General features: G+C 36.5%; 37 protein-coding genes. 30 read left to right on the top strand and 7 right to left on the bottom strand.

Features of this window, described 5'->3' with window-relative positions; genetic code table 11:
* Positions 1–18: 18 nt before the first annotated feature.
* The 7 genes from BMX24_RS12820 to BMX24_RS12790 form a co-directional block, all read right to left on the bottom strand.
* The gene (locus BMX24_RS12820) at positions 19–2,724 is read right to left on the bottom strand and encodes a hypothetical protein (protein WP_089793316.1); all 2,706 of its coding nucleotides are present in this window, start codon (positions 2,722–2,724) and stop codon (positions 19–21) included.
* A 206-nt stretch (positions 2,725–2,930) separates the two neighbouring features.
* Positions 2,931–3,905 (bottom strand): hypothetical protein, encoded by a 975-nt coding sequence (locus BMX24_RS12815; protein WP_089793314.1) that lies wholly within the window; start codon positions 3,903–3,905, stop codon positions 2,931–2,933.
* Positions 3,905–4,318: a hypothetical protein gene (locus BMX24_RS12810; RefSeq protein WP_089793312.1), complete on the bottom strand. Its 414-nt coding sequence runs from the start codon at positions 4,316–4,318 to the stop codon at positions 3,905–3,907. The genes BMX24_RS12815 and BMX24_RS12810 overlap by 1 nt, the downstream gene beginning before the upstream one ends.
* Positions 4,319–4,517: 199 nt before the next feature.
* Positions 4,518–5,318: a hypothetical protein gene (locus tag BMX24_RS12805; RefSeq protein ID WP_089793311.1), complete on the bottom strand. Its 801-nt coding sequence runs from the start codon at positions 5,316–5,318 to the stop codon at positions 4,518–4,520.
* A gap of 18 nt (positions 5,319–5,336) precedes the next feature.
* The gene (locus BMX24_RS12800; protein WP_089793309.1) at positions 5,337–6,068 is read right to left on the bottom strand and encodes an MIP/aquaporin family protein; all 732 of its coding nucleotides are present in this window, start codon (positions 6,066–6,068) and stop codon (positions 5,337–5,339) included.
* A gap of 18 nt (positions 6,069–6,086) precedes the next feature.
* Complete coding sequence (gene glpK / locus BMX24_RS12795; RefSeq protein WP_089793307.1) at positions 6,087–7,583, bottom strand: glycerol kinase GlpK; 1,497 nt, start codon at positions 7,581–7,583, stop codon at positions 6,087–6,089.
* 19 nt (positions 7,584–7,602) lie between these two features.
* The gene (locus BMX24_RS12790; protein WP_089793305.1) at positions 7,603–9,192 is read right to left on the bottom strand and encodes a glycerol-3-phosphate dehydrogenase/oxidase; all 1,590 of its coding nucleotides are present in this window, start codon (positions 9,190–9,192) and stop codon (positions 7,603–7,605) included.
* Between the two features lie 114 nt (positions 9,193–9,306).
* On the opposite strand from BMX24_RS12790, the gene BMX24_RS12785 reads away from it, so the two are divergent.
* The 30 genes from BMX24_RS12785 to BMX24_RS12640 all read left to right on the top strand — a co-directional run bounded on the left by BMX24_RS12785 (position 9,307) and on the right by BMX24_RS12640 (position 26,165).
* Entirely contained in the window at positions 9,307–10,071 is a 765-nt protein-coding gene (locus BMX24_RS12785; RefSeq protein ID WP_089793303.1) for a DeoR/GlpR family DNA-binding transcription regulator, read from the top strand.
* A gap of 250 nt (positions 10,072–10,321) precedes the next feature.
* A complete protein-coding gene (gene rplC / locus BMX24_RS12780; protein ID WP_089793301.1) occupies positions 10,322–10,948 on the top strand; it encodes a 50S ribosomal protein L3 in 627 nt (208 codons plus the stop codon).
* A complete protein-coding gene (rplD, locus tag BMX24_RS12775) occupies positions 10,939–11,568 on the top strand; it encodes a 50S ribosomal protein L4 (protein WP_089793299.1) in 630 nt (209 codons plus the stop codon). The genes rplC and rplD overlap by 10 nt, the downstream gene beginning before the upstream one ends.
* Positions 11,569–11,571: 3 nt before the next feature.
* Positions 11,572–11,862 carry a 50S ribosomal protein L23 gene (gene rplW, locus BMX24_RS12770; RefSeq protein ID WP_089754637.1) on the top strand — a complete coding sequence of 97 codons (291 nt, stop codon included), beginning with the start codon at positions 11,572–11,574 and terminating at the stop codon, positions 11,860–11,862.
* A 22-nt stretch (positions 11,863–11,884) separates the two neighbouring features.
* On the top strand, positions 11,885–12,706 hold the full coding sequence (rplB, locus tag BMX24_RS12765; protein ID WP_089793297.1) for a 50S ribosomal protein L2: 822 nt from the start codon (positions 11,885–11,887) through the stop codon (positions 12,704–12,706).
* Positions 12,707–12,708: 2 nt separating this feature from the next.
* The gene (gene rpsS, locus BMX24_RS12760) at positions 12,709–12,987 is read left to right on the top strand and encodes a 30S ribosomal protein S19 (protein ID WP_002983209.1); all 279 of its coding nucleotides are present in this window, start codon (positions 12,709–12,711) and stop codon (positions 12,985–12,987) included.
* A 2-nt stretch (positions 12,988–12,989) separates the two neighbouring features.
* Entirely contained in the window at positions 12,990–13,388 is a 399-nt protein-coding gene (rplV, locus tag BMX24_RS12755) for a 50S ribosomal protein L22 (RefSeq protein WP_089793295.1), read from the top strand.
* Between the two features lie 7 nt (positions 13,389–13,395).
* Positions 13,396–14,148 (top strand): 30S ribosomal protein S3, encoded by a 753-nt coding sequence (gene rpsC / locus BMX24_RS12750; RefSeq protein ID WP_089793293.1) that lies wholly within the window; start codon positions 13,396–13,398, stop codon positions 14,146–14,148.
* Between the two features lie 97 nt (positions 14,149–14,245).
* Positions 14,246–14,671, top strand: coding sequence for a 50S ribosomal protein L16 (rplP, locus tag BMX24_RS12745; RefSeq protein ID WP_002983219.1), 426 nt, complete (start codon positions 14,246–14,248; stop codon positions 14,669–14,671).
* A 12-nt stretch (positions 14,672–14,683) separates the two neighbouring features.
* Positions 14,684–14,869 (top strand): 50S ribosomal protein L29, encoded by a 186-nt coding sequence (gene rpmC, locus BMX24_RS12740; protein ID WP_089793291.1) that lies wholly within the window; start codon positions 14,684–14,686, stop codon positions 14,867–14,869.
* A gap of 12 nt (positions 14,870–14,881) precedes the next feature.
* Positions 14,882–15,136 (top strand): 30S ribosomal protein S17, encoded by a 255-nt coding sequence (gene rpsQ, locus BMX24_RS12735; RefSeq protein ID WP_042720938.1) that lies wholly within the window; start codon positions 14,882–14,884, stop codon positions 15,134–15,136.
* A 2-nt stretch (positions 15,137–15,138) separates the two neighbouring features.
* On the top strand, positions 15,139–15,507 hold the full coding sequence (gene rplN / locus BMX24_RS12730) for a 50S ribosomal protein L14 (RefSeq protein ID WP_007839504.1): 369 nt from the start codon (positions 15,139–15,141) through the stop codon (positions 15,505–15,507).
* Positions 15,508–15,527: 20 nt separating this feature from the next.
* Positions 15,528–15,854: a 50S ribosomal protein L24 gene (gene rplX / locus BMX24_RS12725; RefSeq protein WP_089793289.1), complete on the top strand. Its 327-nt coding sequence runs from the start codon at positions 15,528–15,530 to the stop codon at positions 15,852–15,854.
* Positions 15,855–15,867: 13 nt separating this feature from the next.
* On the top strand, positions 15,868–16,419 hold the full coding sequence (rplE, locus tag BMX24_RS12720; RefSeq protein WP_062162721.1) for a 50S ribosomal protein L5: 552 nt from the start codon (positions 15,868–15,870) through the stop codon (positions 16,417–16,419).
* 3 nt (positions 16,420–16,422) lie between these two features.
* On the top strand, positions 16,423–16,692 hold the full coding sequence (gene rpsN, locus BMX24_RS12715; protein WP_027387207.1) for a 30S ribosomal protein S14: 270 nt from the start codon (positions 16,423–16,425) through the stop codon (positions 16,690–16,692).
* Between the two features lie 144 nt (positions 16,693–16,836).
* Positions 16,837–17,235 carry a 30S ribosomal protein S8 gene (rpsH, locus tag BMX24_RS12710; protein WP_089793287.1) on the top strand — a complete coding sequence of 133 codons (399 nt, stop codon included), beginning with the start codon at positions 16,837–16,839 and terminating at the stop codon, positions 17,233–17,235.
* A gap of 17 nt (positions 17,236–17,252) precedes the next feature.
* The gene (rplF, locus tag BMX24_RS12705) at positions 17,253–17,798 is read left to right on the top strand and encodes a 50S ribosomal protein L6 (protein WP_089793285.1); all 546 of its coding nucleotides are present in this window, start codon (positions 17,253–17,255) and stop codon (positions 17,796–17,798) included.
* Positions 17,799–17,812: 14 nt separating this feature from the next.
* A complete protein-coding gene (gene rplR, locus BMX24_RS12700) occupies positions 17,813–18,166 on the top strand; it encodes a 50S ribosomal protein L18 (RefSeq protein ID WP_089793283.1) in 354 nt (117 codons plus the stop codon).
* 20 nt (positions 18,167–18,186) lie between these two features.
* Positions 18,187–18,708 carry a 30S ribosomal protein S5 gene (gene rpsE / locus BMX24_RS12695; protein WP_062162717.1) on the top strand — a complete coding sequence of 174 codons (522 nt, stop codon included), beginning with the start codon at positions 18,187–18,189 and terminating at the stop codon, positions 18,706–18,708.
* A gap of 11 nt (positions 18,709–18,719) precedes the next feature.
* Complete coding sequence (gene rpmD, locus BMX24_RS12690) at positions 18,720–18,896, top strand: 50S ribosomal protein L30 (RefSeq protein WP_007839493.1); 177 nt, start codon at positions 18,720–18,722, stop codon at positions 18,894–18,896.
* Positions 18,897–18,917: 21 nt separating this feature from the next.
* Positions 18,918–19,367, top strand: coding sequence for a 50S ribosomal protein L15 (gene rplO, locus BMX24_RS12685; protein WP_089793281.1), 450 nt, complete (start codon positions 18,918–18,920; stop codon positions 19,365–19,367).
* A 9-nt stretch (positions 19,368–19,376) separates the two neighbouring features.
* Positions 19,377–20,756 (top strand): preprotein translocase subunit SecY, encoded by a 1,380-nt coding sequence (gene secY, locus BMX24_RS12680; RefSeq protein ID WP_089793279.1) that lies wholly within the window; start codon positions 19,377–19,379, stop codon positions 20,754–20,756.
* Between the two features lie 3 nt (positions 20,757–20,759).
* Complete coding sequence (gene infA, locus BMX24_RS12675) at positions 20,760–20,975, top strand: translation initiation factor IF-1 (RefSeq protein WP_089793277.1); 216 nt, start codon at positions 20,760–20,762, stop codon at positions 20,973–20,975.
* Between the two features lie 64 nt (positions 20,976–21,039).
* Positions 21,040–21,156, top strand: coding sequence for a 50S ribosomal protein L36 (rpmJ, locus tag BMX24_RS12670; RefSeq protein WP_089793275.1), 117 nt, complete (start codon positions 21,040–21,042; stop codon positions 21,154–21,156).
* Positions 21,157–21,165: 9 nt separating this feature from the next.
* Positions 21,166–21,543 carry a 30S ribosomal protein S13 gene (gene rpsM, locus BMX24_RS12665; RefSeq protein WP_089793273.1) on the top strand — a complete coding sequence of 126 codons (378 nt, stop codon included), beginning with the start codon at positions 21,166–21,168 and terminating at the stop codon, positions 21,541–21,543.
* Between the two features lie 12 nt (positions 21,544–21,555).
* Positions 21,556–21,945 (top strand): 30S ribosomal protein S11, encoded by a 390-nt coding sequence (rpsK, locus tag BMX24_RS12660; protein ID WP_002983263.1) that lies wholly within the window; start codon positions 21,556–21,558, stop codon positions 21,943–21,945.
* A gap of 19 nt (positions 21,946–21,964) precedes the next feature.
* Positions 21,965–22,573, top strand: a complete 609-nt coding sequence (gene rpsD, locus BMX24_RS12655) for a 30S ribosomal protein S4 (protein WP_089793271.1) — start codon at positions 21,965–21,967, stop codon at positions 22,571–22,573.
* Positions 22,574–22,606: 33 nt separating this feature from the next.
* A complete protein-coding gene (locus BMX24_RS12650; protein ID WP_076444020.1) occupies positions 22,607–23,602 on the top strand; it encodes a DNA-directed RNA polymerase subunit alpha in 996 nt (331 codons plus the stop codon).
* A gap of 6 nt (positions 23,603–23,608) precedes the next feature.
* Positions 23,609–24,136: a 50S ribosomal protein L17 gene (gene rplQ / locus BMX24_RS12645; RefSeq protein ID WP_089793269.1), complete on the top strand. Its 528-nt coding sequence runs from the start codon at positions 23,609–23,611 to the stop codon at positions 24,134–24,136.
* A 145-nt stretch (positions 24,137–24,281) separates the two neighbouring features.
* Positions 24,282–26,165, top strand: coding sequence for a glycoside hydrolase family 35 protein (locus tag BMX24_RS12640; RefSeq protein WP_089793267.1), 1,884 nt, complete (start codon positions 24,282–24,284; stop codon positions 26,163–26,165).
* The last annotated feature ends 42 nt before the right edge of the window (positions 26,166–26,207 follow it).

Below are 26,207 nucleotides of genomic sequence, written 5' to 3'. Positions count from 1 at the left end.
TCCTTTTTTATTTTAAAATTATTTCATAAAGTAACTGAAGTAAGAACAGCTTCCCATAAGATTTTTCGCTGTTTCTGTCTCTGCATACTGGGTTTTCAGCATAGCAAAATAGGTTCTGTATTTTTGATTTTTAATCTGATCCAATTGTTTTTGGTAAGCATCACTTTTCTCACTCCATTTCGGATCCGAATAATCAACTTTTGAAGGGTTTTTGGCTTCGTACTGATAATATTTTCCTTGCTCGGCGCTGGCCATCTGGAAAAGAACCCGTGCTTTTTGTTCTTTACTCATTGAAAGATCCAAAGCTTTTTTATAATAATTAATGGCAAGATCAAAATTATCCGGTTCGATATAAGACCTGTCGAGGAAATTTTTATAATAATATTGATAAGGATTTTTTTTGTCCGTACTCCAGAAATCATATTTTCCGCCGTTGGTATTGTCTATATCCATCACAAACAGCTCTCTGTAATATCCTAAGATCGAAGTATTATACAGTAGATTTCCAATAAGCTGATTGGCTGTTGCCGACTTTTCATCTTTACCGGCTCCGATTTTTTTTAGTTGAATTAAAGCTTCCGCCAATTCCAGTTTATTCATCGTTGGCTTGATAAACGGAAACGCAGAATAATCTTCTTTTTCCATGCTTTCATCCGGGGTACTTTGGTAGCTTTCCCAGACATTGTGCCCGAAAACCAGATCGGAAATATTGCTGAAACCATTATAGCTGGTAGCAGCATACTGAAGCGGAGTTGCTTTTTTCTCGTCATAGTTCCATTCTGTTCTTGGTATTCCTGAGAAGTTTTGAGCTTTTGCGTAATACGATTTAGCTTTTTCAAAATCTGCCTGTCTCATGGCTCTGTCACCGTAGATTACGGCAAAGAAGGCATCAATATTTCCGACATCATTAATGTTTTTGGCGATAATCTGCTGCTCAAACTGGGTTTTATTAGGCTTTCTATAAAAATCTTCCACACTTTTCACCAGGCTGGAGTTTGGATTGTATTGAAGATCAGAAAGTTTATTATTCATTAAAAAAGATTTTCCATCCTCGCCCTGAAGGAAATAACGGTTGGCCAAAACATCTTTCAGAAAATCTTTCGTAGACGGAACTTCACCGTAATAATCATATTCATTCGTTTCGGTACTGTCTTTTTTAGGTTCCGGTTTATCCACAAAATATTCGGCGTAGTCTTTCATGAGATGATCTTCGTACTCGGCATCAATTTTTGGCTGGGAAACGATATCATTCAGAACTTTCATTCTCTTGATCTCTTCCAGATATTCCGGGTTGGTTGTTTTAATGTCTTCTAAAATTTCTGTGCTCCCTTTATAATCTTTTTTCAAAAATTTAAGGTAAGCGTCTGCGATCTGCCAATATTCGTCTTTAGATTTTTCTTTTGTTTTAGAGGTAAATTTTTCCAGATCATCCAGAAAATCCTTTGTTTTTTCGTCGTAATAATAATTGTTTTGGGTAAAAACAGGAATCCTGTTCGGATTGTCCAGCAATTCATCATCACTTTGATCGGCTTTGCCTTCGGGGGAGTTTTTATCTTTCGAGCCACCAAAAAGGTTTTTAAAGAATCTTACAATCTTTTGCCAGAAAGAAAGTTCTTTTTTCGGTTCGGCGGCAGTCTGGGTTTTATTTTGATCAGAATTTTTATTACTGTTGTTGGTTTGAGCTGTCGAATTATGATCATCGTTATTGTAATAATAGATCGGAAGATAGCTTCTTTCCAGTTCATTAATGCTTCTCACTGCCATTACTTTCAGAATCTCGGAGTCAGGATTGATCTCAAACATTTTTTCCATAGTCGGAATCGGGTTGTTGAAATCTTCGTAGCCCAAAAGAAAATAAGCCATATCTTTTTCGTCGTTCGTTCCGGCTCTTTTTAAAATATTATTAAAAGAAGCGGTATCCGAAAGTTTCATCGATACAAAAGCTGATTCTTTACGGCTTTTGCTGTCTTTGAAAACCTGGAAAAAGTTCCAGTTGGCCTCACTGTTCATCCCCAAACCACGCTGTGCGCCGGCAAGCTGATCGAGAGCCATGAGGTAGGGAGCACCTTTTAATCTGATGGGTGCGACGTATGTTTTGAAAGCCTGAACAGCCGCATCATAATTTCTTGTATAATGATTGAAACGCACCAGCTGATAACCGTATCGTTGCTTGATTTCAGGGTTCTTGGCGGCGTTGTATAAAGATGTTAATGCTGAAATCGTTTTATTATAATCAAGATTTGTGGCATTTTTATCGGTGTTATTTTCTCTGTAATAAAATGAATCCGGGCTTTCAACATAATTGATCTTCATGTAAGGCTCAAGGTATTTTGCCTCAATAAGATAATCAATGGCTTCACGGTATTTTTGATAAAAACCGGCACCCAGTTTTTTTAATAATGCATTGTTCGGATTTCCTTTCTTCAGTTCATTGAGATCATTGATGTTCATTTTGTTCACCAGATAATCCGTTTCAGAATAACTTAATTGATTATTGAAAAATTTCTTCCACGAATCGATATTTTCATCCGGAATCTGGTTGGGTTTGAAATCAGAATAAAATCTTGTCGAATAGCTATGGAGAAATGGCAGGTAAGATTTATCCTTGATAATGCTTTGGGTAAATAAATTGAAATACTCATAATCCGGATCAGACCATGCACAGGCATTGGATTTGGTATAAAAAAGGGATAGAACGGCGAGTGAAAGGAAGTACTTTTTCATTGTATGGTTGGTGTTTTTTTAGTTTATAATTTTTTAATTAATCCTAATTCTTTTCGTCAGTTCGAGTAAAAATTATTGGTAGCAAAGTGAAAAAGAATTTTGTATCGAGAACTTTTTCAATAAATAATAACTTCTCGATACAATTTTTTCCAAAAATCTACTCGAAGTGGCGTTGTGTTTTTAATGGGGACTTATTCGAAAATTAACTAAAAATTAAAATTCTGTCCTATAACAAATTTACTATCTAATTGATAATAAATGATATTAAAATGGTTTATTTTTTTCTCCAGAAAGTCAACAACATCCTGAAGCTGCTGATCAGAAATTTCCTCTACTTTTATCCTGAAACCTTTATTCAGATAGTTTCCAAAGTAGAAACCGTCTTTCTGAATTTCAATTTCATGTTGTGAAATTCTTTTAAAATTGGGATTTTCCAGGTCTTTTTCAGACAACGCATTGATGAGCTTATGTTTTCCTAAATAATTGGTAACAATTCCCCAAGAGTAAATCGGAAGGGCAACTTCAATTTTTTTAATCGGATATTCATCAATTTTTGACAAATAACTTTTCAGAATATTCACATCAAGAATAGAGTTTTTATCCGAATTTTCAAGCGGTGAAGAAGTAGAATAGCACATCAGATAGACTTTTTCCACTGGCGGAATTCCGGTCAGATTTTTATCTTTTACCTGATGGAGACGAAGCGTACAGGTAATTTCTTTTCCCGAAATTTTCTTTAATTCTTTTAAAAATTTAAAATAATCATCGCGGGTTCCGGCTGTCCAGTCGCAGTCGATCTGAATTTCATTGTTGATTTTCAAATGATATTCTGAAGCTTTCTTTTGAATCAGCTCATGAATATTTTTCGCCAAAAATGCAATTTCTTCTTTACTGATATAAAGAAAGGTGCGATTGGTAATGAAAACCGTAGGAACTATTTGCTGCTGAATTTCAAAACTTTTGTCTTTGGTAATCACACCGACAGGTTGAAATTTTCCGCCGGATTTGTCAATGTCAAAAAAGCGGGTGTACAAATACGGGCTCGAAGCTTTATTTAAAACTTTTTTTTCAGTTTCATCTAAAGCCAGCTTAGTTTTCCAGTAATAAAAGGTGTAAGGATGATTCTCTTTTTTCGAGCATGAGAAAATAAAGAAGAGAAATAAAAATGGGAAGACTTTCATTATTGGTATAATGTGCCTTCACAATTGCAGTTGAGTTCCGCCATTTCGGAAACAGGGCAGCAATCGTCGGATTTCATAATTTTCCCTTTTTCATCGGTCAGATAGATTTTTTCTTGATCAAATTTTACATAAAAAGTTTCGTTGTAGGTTTTAAAATGTACCTTCATCACTGTCGGATTGTACTTTCCTGCATTGATTTCTTCTTTTGTTTCCGTTCCGTCTGCCTGATTGATCTGGACGAAACCGAAATGCACATCCCCATTATTTTTTACATCAAGATAATACGCCGGAGTTCCGGATCCGCTCGCCCCCTGTTCGATATTAAAATCTCTCTTTCCGGTAAACGGAGCTTTCGTTTGTGCAAAAGACAAAATACTGATGCATAAAATAAGTACACTTAAAATCTTTTTCATATTATAAATTTTCTCAAAATTAAAAATATCTCAGCAAAAATTACACCGTAATATCACGGAAATTTCTTTTATAAAGGGATTTTAATTTAATAAAATTTTCAAACAGCCAAAATAGAAATTAACCTTTAGCACCTAAAAACAAAACCATCCCGAGAAAGAGATGGTTTACAAATAACTAACAATTTATTTAATTTAATTTTTAAAATACCGTTGCTGCAAGCTGTATTCTTGCAAACTTATTCGAAGGATTCCACATGGCCATCATAGAAACCGGCAGACTGTAATGTTCGGTGATTTTGATTGTTTTGCTTGCTTTTACGCCTACATTTACAATATCAAAACTGTTTTTTCCGTTTCCATACAGGAATGTTTTGTCATTTAAGGCAAAACCTGCTCCGACAAAAGCATCAAGATTCACTTTTTTATTTTTTATCACCGGATAGCTCGCCTGAACATATGTTGAATATTTATTCTTTTTATAACTTCCATCAGGTTCGAGAACAACTTCACCCGCGTTGGCACCTCCGTAAAGCATGATGTCTGCTTCAATATTTAAAGGAAATGAAGGCCCGAAGGTGTAATTAGTTCTTAAATCAATAATATGAGCGGTTCTCCTGTTGGAATAATTGAAAATATCATCCGAAGCAACTGCCGTATTAATGTTCCTGGAATTAAATAAATCCCACAATCCGATATACAATCTTCCATTCGAGTATTGTACATAATAATTGATTTCTTTATAATGCGTTCCGTCTTTATCATCCGTTAAAGCTGATGCTCCCCAGATTCCGACTTTCCATTTTTTATCTTTATCCAAAGCGTAGGAAAGATTTCCCATCACTACAGGTTTATCGGTAATGATTAATCCTCTCCAAAGGTGATTGTTCTGAATATTTGCCGTGAAATCAAGTCTGCTGTCTTCCTGATTTTCTATATTCTCCTGGGCAAAAAGATTCCCTGTGCCTAGTACAACCAGGCAAAAAATGATAACTTTTTTCATTGAGTAAACTTTCTGAGATTAACTTAAAGCTCCATGCAATAAAGCTGCGATGGTTGCTCCTAAAATGGGACCTGCGACGGGAATCCATGCATAGCTCCAATCACTGTTTCCTTTCACCGGAAGGATTGCGTGCATAATTCTTGGCCCTAAGTCACGTGCCGGATTGATAGCATATCCTGTGGTTCCTCCCAAAGACAAACCAATCGCCCAAACCAAGAAGGTAACAGGCAGTGCTCCAACTGTTCCTAATCCTATTTTTGCCGTCGGTTCATGCTGTAAAGTAAGGCTTGGATCTGCAAAATAGAAAATCACAAAGACCAGCACGAAAGTTCCGATAGTTTCACTGATCAGATTAGAAATTGGTTTTCTGATCGCCGGACCGGTGCTGAAACACGCCAGTTTTGCGCTTTCATCTTCGGTGATGGCAAAATGATCTTTATTAAAAAGCCAAACCAGAAAAGCACCCAACATTGCCCCAATCATCTGAGCTGCGATGTAAGTGGGAACCAGATCCCAAGAAAATTTTCCTGCAATCGCCAGTCCTAATGTTACCGCCGGATTCAAATGAGCACCACTGACAGGTCCTGCAACCGTCACACCCACGAAAACCGCTAATGCCCAGGCTGTTGTAATCACAATCCATCCAGAATTATTGCCTTTCGTGTCTTTTAAAACAACATTGGCCACAACACCGTTTCCTAATAAAATCAGAAGCATTGTTCCGATTATTTCTGCTATAAATGGAGTCATATCTGTATTTTATGAGGATTAATCTTCTATCCAGTTTTGTGAACGCTGAACGGCTTTATTCCAGGTTTTAACCATTTTTTCAACCTTTTCTTTTTCCAGTTTCGGGTGGAAATCTTTATCTACGATCCATTGAGATTGAATTTCATCAATGTTTTTCCAATACCCAACGGCAAGTCCGGCAAGATAAGCTGCTCCCAAAGCGGTTGTTTCCAATGTTTTGGGTCTTGTAATTTTAAATCCGAACAAATCCGACTGAATCTGCATTAAAATATCACTTGCAGAAGCTCCGCCATCGACTCTCAATTCCGGACTTTTCTTTCCAGAATCTGCCTCCATAGATTTTACAATGTCATACACCTGAAAAGCGATGCCTTCCAAAGTGGCTCTTGCGATATGACCGTTGGTGGTTCCGCGGGTTACGCCTACAATAGTTCCACGGGCATACTGATCCCAATAAGGCGCTCCAAGACCTGTAAGTGCAGGAACGAAATAAACTCCGCCGTTATCTTCAACGGATTGTGCTAATGTATTGATTTCTTCTGCAGAATGAATTAATTTTAATCCATCTCTCAACCACTGAATAGCTGCACCACCCACGAATACACTTCCTTCCAAAGCGTAATTAACCTCTCCATTGATTTTCCATGCGACAGTTGTCAGTAAATTATTTTTAGATAAAACAGCTTCTTTTCCTGTGTTCATTAATAGAAAACAACCTGTGCCGTAAGTGTTTTTTACCATCCCCGGAGTGGTACACATCTGTCCGAATAAGGCAGCCTGCTGATCTCCTGCAATTCCTGCAATCGGAATTTTTGTTGAGAATAAAGTAGTGGCCGTTTCCCCGTAGATTTCACTGCTTTGCTTTACTTCCGGTAAAATCCCTCTTGGAATATTGAATAATTCTAATAAATCATTATCCCACTCTAAAGTATGAATGTTCAACAGCATCGTTCTGCTCGCATTCGAAACATCTGTAATAAACATTTTTCCGCGGGTCAGTTTCCAGACAAGGTAAGTATCAACTGTTCCGAAACACAGTTTTCCTGCTTCTGCTTTTTCTCTTGCGCCATCTACGTTATCCAGGATCCACTTTAGTTTTGTTGCCGAAAAATAAGCATCCAATACGAGTCCTGTTTTTTCTTTAATCATATCCGTATGACCCTGCTCTTTTAATTCGTCGCAGTATTTGGATGTTCTTCTGTCTTGCCAGACGATGGCGTTGTAAACCGGTTCGCCAGTTTCTTTGTCCCAGACAACAGTAGTTTCACGTTGATTGGTAATACCGATGGCGGCAACTTCCCTTCCGGAAATTCCTGCTTTGGCAATGACTTCCGCTGCTACGGAAACCTGGGATGACCATATTTCATTGGGGTCATGTTCTACCCAGCCCGGAGTAGGATATATCTGTTCGAAACTTTTCTGAGAAACAAATTCTATTTCTCCGCTGTGATTGAATAAAATAGCTCTTGACGAGGTTGTACCTTGATCCAGAGCGAGAATTAGCTTTTCACTCATCTTATGACATTAATTAAGGTTAAATAGATCTTGGAGAATAAGGAGTCAATAAATATCCTTTCGCCAATTCGATAAATTCTCTTTCCTGTTCGTTTGCCCATTCTTCAGAATGCCCGTTTTCTTTTGCGATGATTGCAGCGATCTTATGTGCACTGTCGATTGCGGCTCTTGCATCTAAAAATAAAAGTCGGACTCTTCGGGCCAGAATATCTTCAATGGTTTGAGCCATTTCGTTTCGGACCGCCCAGATGGCTTCTGCGATGGTGAATGGATGATCAGGATGTATCTTCTCTGAAAATTCAGGATTGTTTTGCTGTAATTTTTTGATTTCCGGAATGTCTGAGCCATAAACGTACAGATGATTGCTTCTGTCTACGGTTTCAGGTTTCACATTTCCATGGATCGAAAGATGCTCGGTTTTGGAAGTTGTCATTCCTAATTGGTGAACTTTCATGGCTTCATTGATGGTATCTTCTGCCATTTTCCGGTAAGTTGTCCATTTTCCTCCGATGATGGAAACCAGCCCTGTATCGGATGTGATCACCTTATGACTTCTTGAAACTTCTTTCGTGCTTTTGCTTCCGTCTTTCGGGGCGGCGAGCGGCCGAAGCCCTGCGAAAACTGATTTTACATCTTCACGCGTCGGTTTTTTGGATAAATATTGTCTTGCGGTATTTAAAACAAAATTAATTTCTTCTTCCAATGCTCTCGGTTCGAAACTTTCACTTTCCAGCAAAGTATCGGTAGTTCCTACCAAAGCTCTGTCGTGCCACGGAACGACAAACAAAACCCTGCCGTCTGAAGTTTTAGGAATCATGATGGCGTCGTCGCTTTTTAAGAATGATTTGTCCAGCACCAAATGAATTCCCTGGCTTGGAACTACGAATTTTCCGTGTTTCGGATTATTCATATTTAATATATCATTCGTGAAAACTCCGGTTGCGTTGATGACCACTTTTCCATGAATTTCATATCGTTGATTAGTAAATTGGTCTTCTGCAACTACCCCTGTGATTTTATTGGAATCATTTTTAATTAAATTAATGACTTTAACATAATTAACGGCTGTTCCGCCTTTTTCAATAATTGTTTGGGTCAAATTGATCGCCAATCTCGCATCGTCAAACTGACCGTCCTGATAAACAACCCCGCTTGCCAATCCTTTTTGTTCGATCGTCGGAAGCTTTTCTACGGTTTTTGATTTGCTGATGTATTTCGTTTTACCTAAACTTAATTTTCCTGCCAGAAAATCATAAATCGAAAGTCCTATTTTATAATAAATTCCGCCCCACCATGTATAATTTGGAATGATAAAAGATTGATTCTTCACTACATGAGCGGCATTTTTTGCCAATAATCCTCTTTCTTTTAAGGCTTCTTTTACCAAGCCGATATCTCCCTGTGCCAAATACCGCACTCCGCCGTGTACCAGTTTGGTACTTCTGCTGGAAGTCGCTTTTGCGAAATCGTGAGACTCCAACAGTAACGTTTTAAATCCTCTGCTCACTGCATCCAATGCTGAACCTAAGCCGCTTGCCCCTCCACCGATGATGATAAAATCCCATTCTTTTACGGTGGTTAATTTGCTGAGTTCTTCATTTCGTTTCATGATATTTCGTTATGTTTCGTTTTCAAATATATAAATTAAAAACGAAACCAAAAAGAAAATAAATGAAATTTTTCGAATCGAAATAAAAGTGTTATTTTTGATAAAATTACTGGAATGGAAAAATTACTGTCACGACATAATGATATTTTGAAGGAGTTGGAAGAGAAAGATTATGTGCTCGTGCAGGATTTATGTGAAAAATTTAACGTATCATCGGTTACGATCCGAAAGGATCTGAACTATCTCGAAAGTTTGGGACTGCTTTTTCGAAATCATGGTGGTGCGAGCAAACACGTGCGCTACGCTTATGAAAAGAATGTGGATGAAAAGGAAAACATTAATGTAGAAGCGAAACAGAATATTGCAAAAGCGGCCTTATCTTTAATTCAGGAAAATGACTGTATCATACTGGCTTCCGGAACCACGATGCATTACCTGGCCAGAATGCTGGTTAATTTTGGACCGCTGACTGTTTTAACTTCTTCTCTGCGTGTGGCAATAGAACTGTGTAATAATCCTAACATTAATATTATACAACTGGGAGGTGAGGTAAGAAAAAGCTCTACTTCAATTGTCGGTTCTATTTCTGAAACAATTCTGAAACAGTTTTCATGCAATAAATTATTTCTGGGTGTCGACGGCATCGATATGGATTTTGGGATCAGTACTTCGAACGCTGCGGAAGCCCATCTCAATCAATTAATGATGGAATGTTCTGATAAGGTTGTCATCCTTGCAGATTCTTCCAAATTAAATAAAAAAGGCTTCGGTAAAATTGCAGATCTGGACAAAATCGATTATCTCATCACAGATAAAGACATTTTGCAGGAGGATAAAAATAGACTCGAAGAAATTGGGGTGAGTGTCATTGTTAAGTAAAAATGAATTCATTTTAAATTTTTTACAATTCAAAAAAAAATTCAGGGAAATTTCACCTGAATTTTCCCAAAATTATCTAAATGATTAAAAATCAAAATATTTTGCTGTAAATATTTGTCAGTTATAAAATTATTCATAAATTTGCACACTCATTTTAGGGGTGTAGTATGCCTATATCAGAAGTAGAAATTGCTTTCAACCTCTTTAAAATGGTGATAAATAAAGGATAAATTTTATTATAATATAAACAATGTCAGGTATTATTGGTAAAAAAATCGGTATGACATCTTTGTTTAACGAAGAAGGAAAAAACATTCCTTGTACAGTTATCCAAGCTGGTCCATGCCCGGTTTTACAGGTCAGAACCCAAGAGGTTGACGGTTATGTAGCCGTACAGCTGGGTTTCGATGACAAGAGTGAGAAGAACGTTGGTAAAGCGTTAGCTGGTCATTTTAAAAAGGCTGGTTCAACTCCGAAAGCGAAAGTGATGGAATTCAGAAATGAATTTGAGCACACAGTAAAAGTAGGAGATTTAGTAGAAGTAAACATGTTTGCTGAAGGTGAATATGTAGACGTAACAGGTACTTCTAAAGGTAAAGGCTTCCAGGGTGTTGTTAAAAGACACGGATTTGGAGGTGTAATGCAGGCAACTCATGGTCAGCACAACAGACTTAGAGCTCCAGGTTCTATCGGTGCTGGTTCAGACCCTTCAAGAGTATTCAAAGGGATGAGAATGGCTGGAAGAATGGGAGGTAAGCAGGTAACTGTTCAAAACCTTCAAGTGTTAAAAGTTGATCAAGAACAAAATCTTTTAGTAGTAAAAGGTGCTGTTCCGGGAGCTAAAAATTCTTATGTAATTATCAAGAAATGGAACTAGTAGTATTAAATACATCAGGAAAAGAGACCGGAAGAAAAGTAACTCTAGACGAAACAGTATTCGGAATTGAGCCAAATCAGCACGCGGTTTACTTAGAAGTTAAACAGTATCTTGCTGCTCAGAGACAAGGTACTCATAAAGCAAAAGAAAGAAGCGAAATCACTGCTTCTACTAAAAAACTTAAGAAGCAAAAAGGATCTGGATCTGCTAGATACGGGGATATCAAATCTCCAACTTTCAGAGGTGGAGGTAGAGTATTTGGACCAAAACCAAGAGACTACAGATTCAAATTGAACAAAGCTCTTAAGAGATTAGCAAAAAAATCTGTTTTATCTCAGAAAATGAGAGACAACAGCATCAGAGTTTTAGAAGATTTGAGCTTAAACGCTCCTAAGACTAAAGATTTCATCAATGTATTAAATGCATTGGAACTTAACGGTAAAAAATCTTTATTCGTTCTTCCTGAAGCTAACAAGAATGTGTATTTATCTTCAAGAAACCTGGCTAAGGCTCAGGTTAAAAAATTCGACGAAATCAGTTCTTACGACTTAGTAAACGCTGGTGAGATCGTATTCTTTGAAGGTGCAGTTGAAAAATTCCAGGAAAATTTAAAGAAATAAGTCATGTCAGTTATTATTAAACCAGTTATCTCAGAAAAGGCTAACTACCTTACAGATTTAAGAGGTTCTTATTCTTTCTTAGTAGATACTAAGGCGAATAAAATCCAAATTAAAAAAGCTGTAGAAGCGGCTTATGGTGTAAAAGTAGCAGACGTTAATACAATGATTTATGCTCCGAAGGTTTCTTCGAAATACACTAAAAAAGGTCTTCAAGTAGGAAAGACAAACAAATTGAAAAAAGCGGTAATCAAACTTGCTGAAGGTGAGGTTATCGATATTTTTGCTGTAAATTAATTATTAATTATAAATAATAGTAATGTCTGTTAGAAAATTAAAACCTATCACCCCGGGACAGAGATTCAGAATTGTAAACAATTTTGAGGAAATTACTACTAACAAACCAGAGAAATCTCTAACAGTTGGTATTAAAAAGTCAGGTGGACGTAACCAAACAGGTAAAATGACCATGCGTTACACCGGAGGTGGACACAAAAAGAAATACAGAATTATTGACTTCAAAAGAAACAAAGCAAACGTTGAAGCAACTGTAAAATCTGTAGAATACGATCCAAACAGAACTGCATTTATCGCTTTATTAGAATATGCTGATGGAGAGAAAAGATATATCATCGCTCCAAACGGTATTAAAGTAGATCAGAAAGTAGTTTCAGGTGAAAGCGTAGAACCAAATATCGGTAACGCAATGAAATTGAAAAATATTCCATTGGGTACTGTGATTTCATGTGTTGAAATGAAGCCTGGTCAAGGTGCAATTTTAGCAAGAAGTGCTGGTTCTTCAGCTCAACTTACATCAAGAGACGGAAAATATGCAATCATCAAATTGCCTTCAGGAGAATCTAGAATGATCCTTACTGAATGTATGGCAATGATCGGTTCAGTTTCCAACTCTGATCACCAATTAACTGTATCAGGTAAAGCTGGTAGAAGCAGATGGTTAGGTAGAAGACCAAGAACAAGAGCGGTAGTAATGAACCCTGTAGATCACCCGATGGGTGGTGGTGAAGGACGTTCTTCTGGAGGTCACCCAAGATCTAGAAACGGTAAACCGGCTAAAGGTTACAAAACTAGAAAGAAAAACAAAGTGTCTAACCGTTACATCGTATCTAAAAGAAAATAATTATGGCAAGATCACTTAAAAAAGGACCGTTCATTCATCATACTTTAGATAAGAAGGTTCAGGCAAATATAGAGTCTGGTAAGAAGACAGTTATCAAAACTTGGTCTAGAGCATCTATGATCTCTCCGGACTTCGTAGGACAAACTATTGCTGTACACAACGGGAAATCTTTTATCCCTGTATATGTTACAGAAAACATGGTTGGTCACAAGTTAGGCGAATTTTCTCCAACAAGATCTTTCAGAGGTCATGGTGGTAACAAAAACAAAGGAAGCAGATAATCATGGGATCAAGAAAACAAGATAGCGCAATCGCAAGAAAAGAAGCTAACAAAGACGTTGTGAAAGCTTCATTAAACAACTGCCCTTCTTCTCCAAGAAAAATGAGATTAGTTGCTGATATCATTAGAGGAGAGCAGGTAGATAAAGCACTTTATATCCTAAAATATTCTAAGAAAGAGGCTTCTAACAAATTAGAAAAATTACTTCTTTCTGCTATTGCCAACTGGCAAACTAAAAACGAAGGAGCTGACATCGAGGAAGCAAACCTTATCGTTAAAGAAATTTTTGTGGATAGTGCAAGACAATTGAAGAGACTAAGACCAGCACCGCAAGGGAGAGGGTATAGAATCAGAAAAAGATCTAACCACGTTACATTAATCTTAGGTAATAAAGAAAATTAATCAAGGTATGGGACAGAAGACAAATCCAATTGGTAACAGATTAGGTATCATCAGAGGATGGGATTCTAACTGGTTTGGTGGTAACGATTATGGAGACAGAATCGCTGAAGACTACAAAATCAGAAGATACCTTGAAGCTAGATTATCTAAAGGTGGTATTTCAAGAATTTTTATTGAAAGAACTTTAAAATTAGTAACAGTTACAATCACTACTGCTAGACCGGGACTTATCATCGGTAAAGGAGGTCAGGAAGTTGACAAGTTAAAAGAAGAATTGAAGAAGCTTACTAAAAAAGATATTCAAATCAATATTTTCGAAATCAAAAGACCTGAGCTTGATGCAGTATTAGTTGCAGATAGTATCGCTAAACAAATCGAAAACAGAATTTCTTACAGAAGAGCTGTAAAGATGGCAATGGCTGGTACAATGAGAATGGGTGCAGAAGGTATCAAAGTTCAAATCTCTGGTAGACTGAACGGAGCTGAGATGGCAAGATCAGAATCTTTCAAAGAAGGAAGAATTCCATTGTCTACTTTCAGAGCAGATATCGATTACCACATCGGTGAAGCACTTACTCAATATGGTAAGCTAGGTGTAAAAGTTTGGATCATGAAAGGTGAAGTTTACGGTAAAAGAGAACTTTCTCCACTAGTGGGACAACAGAAAAAAGGAGGTCAGTCAGACAGAGGAAACAGAGGAGGAGACAGAGACAACAGAAGACCTAGAAAGAACAATAACAATAATAACAATAATAATTAAAAATTTTAGATTAGAAATTTTGAATTTTAAATTACCGTTACTTTTTTAAAATAAAAAAATCTAAAATCTAAAATCTAAAATCTAAAATTTAGAAATTATGTTACAACCAAAAAGAACCAAGTTCCGTCGTGTACATAAGATGAAGATGAAGGGGAATGCCCAGAGAGGTAGTCAACTTGCTTATGGAACTTTCGGAATCAAGGCGACAGAAGGTGCTTGGATCACTGCAAGACAGATTGAAGCTGCGCGTATCGCTGCGACAAGATATATGAAGAGAGAAGGTCAACTATGGATCAAAATCTTCCCGGATAAGCCAATTACTAAAAAACCAGCCGAAGTAAGGATGGGTAAAGGTAAAGGTGCCGTAGAGTATTGGGTAGCTGTAGTAAAACCAGGTAAAATTATGTTCGAAGTAGGTGGAGTTCCTTACGAAGTAGCGAAAGAAGCTCTTAGACTTGCCGCACAAAAATTACCAGTAGTTACTAAATTCATAGTTGCTAACGATTTTGTTAAACCTCTATAATCTTTGAATACAATGAAAAAAGCTGATATTAAAAATTTAAGCGCGGGTGATATTCAAGCTCAACTAACTGAAGCAAAAGCTCAATATTCTAAATTGAAATTGGCTCATGCAATCAGCCCAGTTGAAAACCCGATTCAAATCAGAGATTTGAGAAAAACAATCGCAAGACTAAATACAGAGTTAACTAACAAACAATAATTTCATTTTACAATGGATAGAAATTTAAGAAAAGAAAGAATCGGAGTGGTTTCCAGCAATAAAATGGAAAAAACTATTGTTGTTAGTGAAACTACAAGAGTAAAGCACCCGATGTACGGTAAATTCGTTTTGAAAACGAAAAAATATACTGCACACGACGAAAACAACGAATGCACAGAAGGAGATACAGTTCTTATTCAAGAAACTAGACCTTTGAGCAAAAACAAAAGATGGAGATTAGTAAGAATCATTGAAAAAGCTAAGTAATAATGTTACAAACAGAATCAAGATTAAAAGTTGCTGATAATACAGGTGCTAAAGAAGTATTGGTTATCAGAGTTCTGGGAGGAACCAGAAGAAGATATGCTTCAGTTGGTGATAAAATCGTTGTTACTATCAAAGATTCTACACCATCAGGAAACGCTAAAAAAGGTCAGGTATCTAAAGCTGTAGTAGTAAGAACTAAAAAAGCAGTTAGAAGAAAAGATGGTTCGTACATCAAATTCGAAGACAATGCTTGTGTATTACTAAACGCAGCGGGAGAAATGAGAGGAACTCGTGTTTTCGGACCAGTTGCTCGTGAGTTGAGAGACAAAGAATATATGAAAATCATTTCATTAGCTCCTGAAGTACTTTAATATTTAAAATTTTAAAAAAAATGTCAAAGTTAAAAATAAAAAGAGGAGATAACGTAATCATTACTACTGGTAAGAAAGATATCAAAGGTAAGACTGGTGAAGTTATTGAAGTGATCAAAAAAGAAGGAAAAGACCCTAGAGTAGTTGTTGCAGGACTTAATATCATCAAAAAACACGTTAAGCCTTCAGCTTCAAATCCTCAAGGAGGAATCGTTGAAAGAGAAGCTTCTATTCATATCTCAAACGTAGCTTTAGTTGGTAAAGACGGAAAAGCTATCAAAATCGGTTACAAAATCGAAGGAGATAAGAAAGTAAGAATCAACAAAAAAACGGGTGAAACTTTATAATTTTAAATAACACATGGAATATATAGCAAGACCCAAAAAAGCATATAAAGAAACGATTGTTCCTGCAATGATGGAAGAATTCGGATACAAGTCGGTAATGCAAGTACCTAGATTAGAGAAAATCATCTTATCTCAAGGTTTAGGAGATGCTACTGCAGACAAAAAAATCATCGATTATGCTGTTGAAGAATTAACGAACATCACTGGTCAGAAAGCTGTAGGTACGATCTCTAAGAAAGACGAAGCTGCTTTCAAACTAAGAAAAGGAATGCCGGTAGGTGCTAAAGTTACACTAAGAGCAAACAAAATGTATGAATTCTTAGACAGACTTACTGCTTCTGCATTGCCACGTATCAGAGATTTCTCTGGTATCAAGGCTGATGGTTTCGATGGTAGAGGTAATTATAACTTAGGTATTACTGAGCAAATTATCTTCCCTGAGATCGTAATCGACAAGGTGAAAAAAATCCAAGGGATGGACATCACTTTCGTTACAACTGCGAAAACAGATAAAGAAGCTAAAGCATTATTAACTCACTTCGGTTTACCATTTAAAAAGAACTAAGAAATGGCTAAAGAATCAATGAAAGCGCGTGAGCGCAAAAGAGAAGCACTAGTTGCTAAATACGCTGACAAAAGAAAAGCTCTTAAAGAAGCAGGTGATTACGAAGGACTACAAAAACTTCCAAAAAACGCTTCTCCTGTAAGATTACACAACAGATGTAAACTGACAGGTAGACCAAGAGGATACATGAGAACGTTCGGTATTTCCAGAGTAACTTTCAGAGAAATGGCAAACAACGGTCTTATCCCGGGAGTGAAAAAAGCTAGTTGGTAACAATTAATAATTAATCCGGACAATTAAGTTGTTCAGATACTAAAGATAAAAATATCAGACCCAAGAAATTCTGAAGTCTGATATTTTACTCTTCAAGTCTTTGCAATACTGATTGTCTTTAACCAATAATTTTAAAAAAGAAAAATGGTAACAGATCCAATTTCAGATTTCCTAACAAGAGTAAGGAACGCACAAAGCGCAGGCCACAAAGTGGTGGAAATTCCTGCATCGAAAATCAAAAAGGAGATTACTAAGATTTTATTTGATCAAGGGTATATCTTAAACTACAAGTTTGAAGATAGCGCTGTTCAAGGTACAATCAAAATCGCTTTAAAGTACGATAAGCAAACCAACAAACCTGCTATTAAGTCTATTCAAAGAGCTTCAAGACCAGGTCTAAGACAGTACAAAGGTTCAGGAGAACTTCCAAGAGTACTAAACGGTTTGGGTATTTCTATCATCTCTACTTCTAGAGGAGTAATGACTGACAAGAAAGCTAGAGAAGAGAAAGTAGGCGGTGAAGTAATCTGCTATGTTTATTAATTTTTAATCAAAGGAAAATGTCAAGAATTGGTAAAGCAATTATAACAATTCCAGCAGGAGTTACAATCACTGAAAACAACGGTGTAGTAACTGCAAAAGGACCTAAAGGAGAACTTTCTCAGGAACTTACAGCAGGAATTACTTTAGAACAAAAAGATGGTGAACTGAATGTAAACAGACCATCTGATTCTAAACAACACAAAGCGCTTCACGGTTTATACAGAGCGTTGATCGCCAACATGATCGTAGGTGTATCAGAAGGTTTCGAAAAGAAACTAGAATTAGTAGGGGTAGGATACAGAGCTTCTCACTCAGGTCAAAAACTTGAGTTAGCTTTAGGATTCTCTCACGGTATCGTATTAGAACTTCCAAGCGAAGTAAAAGTTGATACATTGACTGAAAAAGGTAAAAACCCAATTATTACTTTAACGTCTCATGACAAGCAACTTCTAGGAATGGTTACTGCAAAGATCCGTTCTTTCAGAAAGCCTGAGCCATATAAAGGAAAAGGTGTAAGATTCGTAGGAGAAAATGTTAGACGTAAAGCTGGTAAATCTGCTTAATAAATTATAAGAAAATGGCATTAAGTAAATTAGAAAAAAGAATAAGAATCAAAAGAAGAGTAAGAGGAAAAATCTCTGGATCTTCTGAATTGCCAAGATTATCTGTATATAAAAGTAATAAGGAAATTTACGCTCAGTTAATCGACGATAAAAGTGGAAAAACTTTAGCTTCAGCTTCTTCAAGAGAGAAGGGTGTTGATGCTAACGGCACTAAGACAGAAGTTTCTGCTGCTGTAGGTAAAGCTATTGCTGCTAAAGCGAAAGCTGCAGGAATCGAAAATATTGTATTTGATAGAAACGGATTCGTATATCACGGAAGAGTGAAAGCTTTGGCTGATGGTGCGAGAGAAGGAGGACTTAAATTCTAATCATTAAAATTTCGGAAAATATGTTAGGACTAGATAATATAGAAAGAGTAAAACCGGGAGGATTAGAACTTAAAGATCGTCTCGTAGCTGTTAACAGAGTAACAAAAGTAACTAAAGGAGGTAGAGCTTTCGGATTCTCTGCTATCGTAGTTGTAGGTAACGAGGATGGAGTTATCGGTTACGGATTAGGAAAATCTAAAGAGGTTGCTTCTGCAATTGCTAAGGCAGTTGAAGACGCTAAGAAAAACCTTGTGAAAGTTCCTGTAATGAACCACACAATTCCTCACCAGACTACTGCTAGATACGGTGGTGCAGATATCTTCTTAAGACCTGCTTCTCACGGTACAGGACTTATCGCCGGAGGTGCGGTAAGAGCGGTACTTGAGTCTGCTGGTATTCACGATATCCTATCAAAATCTAAAGGATCTTCAAACCCGCACAACGTGGTGAAAGCTACTTTCAAAGCGTTATTGGATATCAGAAGACCTGAAGAAATTGCTAGAATGAGAGGAGTTTCTTTAACTAAAGTGTTTAACGGTTAATATTTAAAACAATGGCAACAATCAAAGTAAAGCAAGTAAGAAGCGCTATTGGTAGAACAAAAACCCAAAAGAGAACGCTTGAAGCATTAGGATTTAAGAAACTTCACCAAGTTGTAGAACACGAAGCTACTCCTTCTATCTTAGGAATGATAGCTGCAGTTAGTCATTTACTTGAAGTTCAAAAATAATTTTTAACAAAAGAAATTAAAATGAATTTAAATAACATAAAACCTGCTGCAGGATCTACTTTCAATTCAAAAAGAATTGGTAGAGGACAAGGTAGTGGAAAAGGAGGTACTGCTACAAAAGGACATAAAGGACAGAAAGCAAGAGCCGGTTATTCTCAGAAGATCGGTTTTGAAGGAGGTCAGATGCCTTTACAAAGAAGATTACCTAAATTCGGATTCAAAAACGTAAACAGAAAAGAGTTTAGAGCGATCAACCTAGATTCTATCCAGACTTTAATCGAGAACAAATCTATTACAGGTGAGATCACGAAAGAAGTTTTGATAGCAAACGGTTTAGCTTCTAAAAACGAATTAGTGAAAATTATGGGTAGAGGAGAATTGAAATCTGCGGTTTCTATCTCAGCTGACAAATTCACTAAATCTGCCGAAGAACTTATCACTAAGGCAGGTGGAAAAGCAATTACCTTATAATAGTAACTAATGAAAGAATTTATACAAACCTTAAAAAATATTTGGAGCTTAAAGGAACTTAGAGATAAAATTATCTTCACTTTAGGTATTATCCTTGTGTATAGATTCGCATCTTATATCTCTCTGCCTGCAATCAACCTTGCGGAAGTAGGAGATCTCTTAGAGCATTATAAAAATCAAGGCGGAAACAAGCAAGGAGCAGGTCTTCTTGGCTTGCTTTCGTCATTTACGGGAGGAGCTTTCAGCCACGCTTCCGTGATGGCGTTAGGAATCATGCCTTATATTTCTGCTTCTATTATTGTTCAGTTGATGGGGATGGCTATTCCTTATCTTCAGAAACTTCAGAAAGATGGAGAGTCAGGTAGAAATACATTGAACCAAATTACAAGATGGTTAACTATCGGAGTTTGTCTAGTGCAGGCACCTTCTTATTTAACTTCTATTACTCAATTATTCTTACCATATGCTCAGTTCCAGTCTGCATATTATGTAGAACCAAATTCTATCATGTTCTGGTTACCAAGTATCGTTATTTTGGTTGCCGGTTCAGTATTCGCAATGTGGTTGGGTGAGAAAATCACCGACAAAGGTATCGGAAACGGTATCTCCATCCTTATTATGGTGGGGATTCTTTCAAGACTACCGGAAGCATTCGTACAGGAAATGGCTGTGCAGAACGGAAAAGGAGGAATGGGATCTATCATGATCCTTATTGAAGTATTGTTCTGGATGTTGGTTGTTCTTTTAGCAGTGATTTTATCAGTTGCTGTTAGAAAAATTCCAATTCAATATGTAAGCAGAGCTCAAGCAAGAGGAGGTGTAAATAGAAATCTTATGCAAGGAGCAAGACAATGGATTCCATTGAAAGTTAATGCTGCCGGTGTAATGCCGATCATTTTTGCTCAGGCATTGATGTTCGTACCAGGTTTATTAACGAAAGTAGATGAGTCTAATACTTTTCTTGCAGGTTTCAAGAATGTTTTTAGCTGGCAATACAATGTATTGTTTGCGCTATTAATTATTATTTTCTCATTCTTCTATACTGCGATCACAATTCCGGTAAACCAAATGGCTGATGATTTGAAGAGAAATGGAGGTTTAGTACCGAAGGTAAGACCCGGAAAAGAGACCGCTGATTATTTAGATGATATTTTATCAAAAATTACCTTGCCTGGTGCAATTTTTTTATCTATCTTTGCAGTCCTTCCGGCAATAGTACACGGAAGCTTTGTTCAGACAGATGCGTTCGCCCTATTTTTCGGGGGAACATCACTATTGATTATGGTTGGAGTAATTTTAGATACTGTTCAACAGATTAATACATATCTGCTGAACCATCACTATGATGGCTTAATGCAGTCTAAATTATCAAGAACGACTGGATATTAATTTATGGCGAAACAAAAACATATTGAACAAGATGGCGTGATCGTGGAAGCACTTTCGAACGCCATGTTCCGTGTAGAACTGGAAAATGGGCATGTCCTTATTGCACATATTTCAGGGAAAATGAGAATGCATTATATTAAACTTTTACCTGGAGACAAGGTAAAATTAGAAATGTCTCCCTATGATTTGACAAAAGGGAGAATTACATTTAGATATTAAAACAATCTGCCAAATGGAGCGATGCGTTCCATTTGGCTATTGTTGAAAAATAAATACTATCAAAATGAAAGTTAGAGCATCAATTAAAAAAAGAAGTGCTGAGTGCAAAATCGTACGCAGAAAAGGTGTACTGTTTGTAATCAACAAGAAGAACCCAAAATTTAAACAAAGACAAGGCTAACATTAAATTATGGCGAGAATTGCAGGTATTGATTTACCAAAAAACAAAAGAGGCGTTATCGGTTTAACTTACATCTACGGAATCGGAAGAAGTACTTCTTCAGAAATCCTTAAGGCTGCCGGTATCAGCGAAGATAAGAAAGTCAACGAATGGAATGACGATGAATTGGCTGCAATCAGAACATATATCTCTGAAAACGTAAAAGTAGAAGGAGAATTAAGATCTGAAGTGCAATTGAACATCAAGAGATTGATGGACATAGGATGCCAACGAGGAATACGTCACAGACTAGGATTACCTTTAAGAGGCCAGAGAACGAAAAACAACTCGAGAACCCGTAAAGGAAAGAGAAAAACTGTTGCTAACAAGAAAAAAGCTAGTAAATAATCGTTAGGAATTATGGCAAAACAAACTAAAGTAGTTAAGAAAAGAAAAGTAAAAGTTGAAGCTATTGGTGAAGCGCATATTCAAGCTTCTTTCAATAACATCATCATTTCTTTAACAAATAAAAACGGAGAGGTTATCTCTTGGGCTTCTGCTGGTAAAATGGGCTTCAGAGGTTCTAAAAAGAATACTCCATTTGCTGCTCAAATGGCAGCTGAAAATTGCTCTGCTGTAGCTCACGAAGCTGGACTAAGAAGAGTAAAGGTGTTTGTAAAAGGACCTGGTGCAGGTAGAGAATCTGCTATCAGATCTATTCACAATTCAGGAATTGAAGTTAGCGAAATCATTGATGTGACTCCTATGCCACACAATGGATGTAGACCACCAAAAAGAAGAAGAGTTTAATTTTTAGAATTTACCCATTATGGCAAGATATATTGGACCTAAGACTAAGATTGCTAGAAAGTTTGGTGCTGCAATCTACGGAGATGACAAAAACTTCGAGAAAAGAAAAAACCAACCGCCAGGACAACACGGTCCTAACAAGAGAAGAGGTGCTAAAAAATCTGAATACGCAGTTCAGTTGGCTGAGAAGCAAAAAGCTAAATATACTTATGGTATTTTAGAAAGACAGTTTGCTAACTTATTCGATAAAGCACACAGAAGTAAAGGTGTAACAGGGGAAGTTCTATTACAACTTTGCGAATCTAGATTGGATAACGTAGTGTACAGATTCGGTTTTGCTAAAACAAGATCTGCTGCTAGACAATTGGTTTCTCACAGACACATCACTGTGAACGGAGAACTAGTAAATATTCCATCTTATTTGCTAAAAGCTGGTGATGTAATCGCTGTAAGAGAAAAATCTAAGTCTCTTGAAGTTGTTACAAACGCATTAGCTTCTAAAGCAAATTATGAGTGGTTACAATTCAACGATGAGAAGAAAGAAGGTACTTTCGTTTCTGCTCCTGAAAGAATCCAAATTCCGGAAGACATCAAGGAACAGCTTATCGTCGAACTTTACTCTAAATAATTTTTTAATCAAATTTTTGCTCAACCCAATAATATGGCAATTTTACAATTCATAAAACCCGATAAAGTAATTTTACTTAACTCTGATGAATTTAGAGGTCAATTTGAATTCAGACCACTAGAACCAGGTTTCGGGCTTACAATCGGTAATGCTTTGAGAAGAGTGTTGCTTTCTTCTCTGGAAGGTTATGCTATTTCATCTATCAAAATAGAAGGTGTAGAGCACGAATTTTCAACTATTCCAGGAGTAATCGAAGATGTTACCGAAATTATTCTTAACCTTAAGCAGGTTAGATTAAAGGCTACGGCAGAAAACCAGGCTAATGAGCAGGTTGTTGCCAAGGTTTCGGGTCAAACGGTTATTACTGCTGGAGATTTAGGGAAGTCTATCAACGGATTCGAGGTGCTGAACCCGGATCTTGTGATCTGCAACCTAAACAGTGATGTAACTTTCGAAATTACTTTCAACATAGAAAAAGGAAGAGGGTATGTACCTTCTGAACAAAATAAGTCAAACAATGCACCTGTAGGTACTATTGCGATCGACTCTATTTTCACGCCAATTAAGAAAGTACAATACAGCATTGAAAATTATCGTGTAGAGCAAAAAACAGACTACGAAAAACTTGTATTAGATATAGAAACTGACGGATCTATCAGTCCTCAGAATGCTTTAACAGAAGCTTCTAAGATATTAATTTATCACTTCATGTTGTTCTCTGATGAGAGAATCACTCTTGAAACGGAAGCCGTGAAAGCATCTATCCAATACGATGAAGAAACTCTTCATACAAGACAATTACTTAAATCTAAATTAGCAGATATGGATCTTTCCGTAAGAGCCCTAAACTGTCTGAAAGCGGCTGAAGTAGAAACTCTTGGAGAATTGGTTTCTTACAGTAAGTCTGATTTGATGAAATTCAGAAATTTTGGTAAAAAATCTTTGACAGAACTAGAAGAATTAGTGCATTCAAAAGGTCTTAACTTCGGTTTCGACGTTGCAAAATATAAGTTAGACGCTGATAAATAATTAATAATGAGACACGGTAAAAAATTCAATCACTTAGGAAGAACGGCTTCTCATAGAAGTGCTTTACTTTCTAATATGGCTTGTTCTCTAATTGAGCATAAAAGAATCAACACTACTGTTGCTAAAGCTAAGGCTTTAAGAGTATATGTTGAACCTCTATTAACAAAAGCAAAAGAAGATACTACACACAATAGAAGAATTGTTTTTTCATATCTTCAAAGTAAAGAGGCAGTTACTGAGCTTTTCAGAACAGTAGCTCCTAAAATCGCTGAAAGAAACGGTGGTTATACAAGAATCATCAAAACAGGTTTCAGACCAGGTGATGCTGCTGATATGGCTCTTATCGAGCTAGTTGATTTCAACGAACTTTACAATCCTAATGCTGAAGAGAAAAAAGCTACAAGAAGAAGCAGAAGATCTACAACTGCTAAAAAAGCAGAAACTGTAGTTGCTGAAGCTCCTGTAGTAGAAGAAAAAGCAGAAGCTCCAAAGGCTGAAGCTGCAGACTCTACTGAGGAAAAAACTGAAGAATAATATTCATCAGATATAAATAAAAACCGTTCAGATTTTCTGAACGGTTTTTTGTTTTATGGATAATATTCGTATTTATGATCTTTGGTTCCTTTGTTACATTATTGTATAGTTTTATTTTATAAATTAGTGAAAACAAAAAATCACGATGGAAAAATTAAAAACAAAAACTATTCTGTTTTTTATTTTATTATGGGGAGTATTCTTTTTTTCCCAAAGCACCCAAAAATCTTTTGAAATTAAAAACGGTCAGTTTCTATTAAATGGGAAATCGATCGAGATCCATTCCGGAGAAATGCACTATCCCAGAGTTCCTAAAGAATATTGGAAACATCGTTTATTAATGATGAAAGCGATGGGACTGAATGCTGTTGCAACCTATGTCTTTTGGAACTATCATGAAGAAGCGCCGGGAAAATGGGATTGGTCCGGACAAAAGGATCTAAGACAATTCATTAAAACGGCTGAAGAGGTTGGTTTGTATGTCATCCTTCGTCCTGGTCCTTATGTTTGTGCAGAATGGGAGTTTGGGGGATATCCATGGTGGCTTCAAAATATTAAAGGATTAAAAATAAGAGAAGACAACGAACAGTTTTTAGAAAGAAACCGACAATATCTTTCTCAATTGTATGATCAGGTAAAAGATCTGCAAATCACAAAAGGGGGCCCAATTATCATGGTACAGGCAGAAAACGAATTTGGACTTTTTGCATTTCAACGAAAAGATATTTCTGAACAACTGCATAGATCTTATGTTAATAAAATTGTCAAGCAAATTAAAGATGTAGGTTTTAATGTTCCGATGTACACTTCTGATGTTTCAGATTTCTTTGAGAGCGGTCATATTGATGGAGCTTTGCCAGCAGCTAATGGTGAAAAAAATATTGATAAATTAAAAACAGTTGTCAACAAATTCCATGAAAATAAAGGTCCTTATATGATTGCAGAATTTTATCCGGGCTGGCTAATGCATTGGGGAGAAGGTTTTCCAAGAACAAGAATAAGAGAAACAGTGCAACTGACCGAGAATTTTCTGAAAAATGGAATTTCATTTAATTATTACATGATTCACGGCGGAACAAATTTTGGCTACACTTCTGGTGCAAATTATAATAAAGAACACGATATTCAGCCGGATCTTACATCTTATGATTACGATGCACCCATTTCAGAAGCAGGTTGGCGAACACCAAAATATGATTCGATTCGTAATGTAATGGCAAAGTATTCTAAGGAAAAACTTCCTGAAGTACCAGCGCCGATTAAAACAATTTCAATACAAAATATCAAGTTTGATAAACTATATAATTTATTTGATTATTCTAAAACACAGGAAACGGTAAAAGCAGAAAAGCCTTTAACTTTTGAAGAATTAAACCAGGGATATGGCTATGTTTTGTACCGTCATCATTTTGATGAAGCCATCAATGGTAAGCTTAATGTAAGCGGATTGAGAGATTATGCAACGGTTTATCTCAATGGTAAAAAAATGGGTGAACTGAATCGGTTTTTCAACAGCTACGAAATGTCAATTGAAATTCCTAAAAATTCCAACTTAGAAATTTTGGTGGAAAATTGGGGACGGATAAATTATGATGCTCAAATTAATCAAAATACAAAAGGAATTATTTCACCAGTGAAAATTGACGGTAAGGAAATCAATGGGACGTGGGAAATGACCAAACTTCCTTTTCCTGATCATTTTGCTTCTTCTATCAAAACAAAACCAATAAATCCTGATGCCTATCAACAATTGAAAAACTTACCGACAATTTATCGTGGAGAATTTGATGTAAATGAAACTGGAGACACTTTCATTGATATGCAGAATTGGGGGAAAGGATTGATTTTCATTAATGGTAAAAATCTTGGAAGATTTTGGAGAGTTGGTCCTCAACAGACTTTATACATTCCCGGAGTTTGGTTAAGAAAGGGCAAAAACGAGATTGTTATTTTTGATCAGATTAATGAAAGTATTCAGAAGTCTGTTTCTACAATAGAAGAGCCGATTTTAAATGTATTAACAAGATAAAATCTAGACACAAAAAATCCGACTTTATTTCTAAGTCGGATT

The sequence above is a fragment of the Chryseobacterium wanjuense genome (assembly GCF_900111495.1).
Taxonomy (GTDB): domain Bacteria; phylum Bacteroidota; class Bacteroidia; order Flavobacteriales; family Weeksellaceae; genus Chryseobacterium; species Chryseobacterium wanjuense.
The sequence above is the reverse complement of the archived record's forward strand: the minus strand, read 5'-3'. Positions and strand labels throughout refer to the sequence as shown.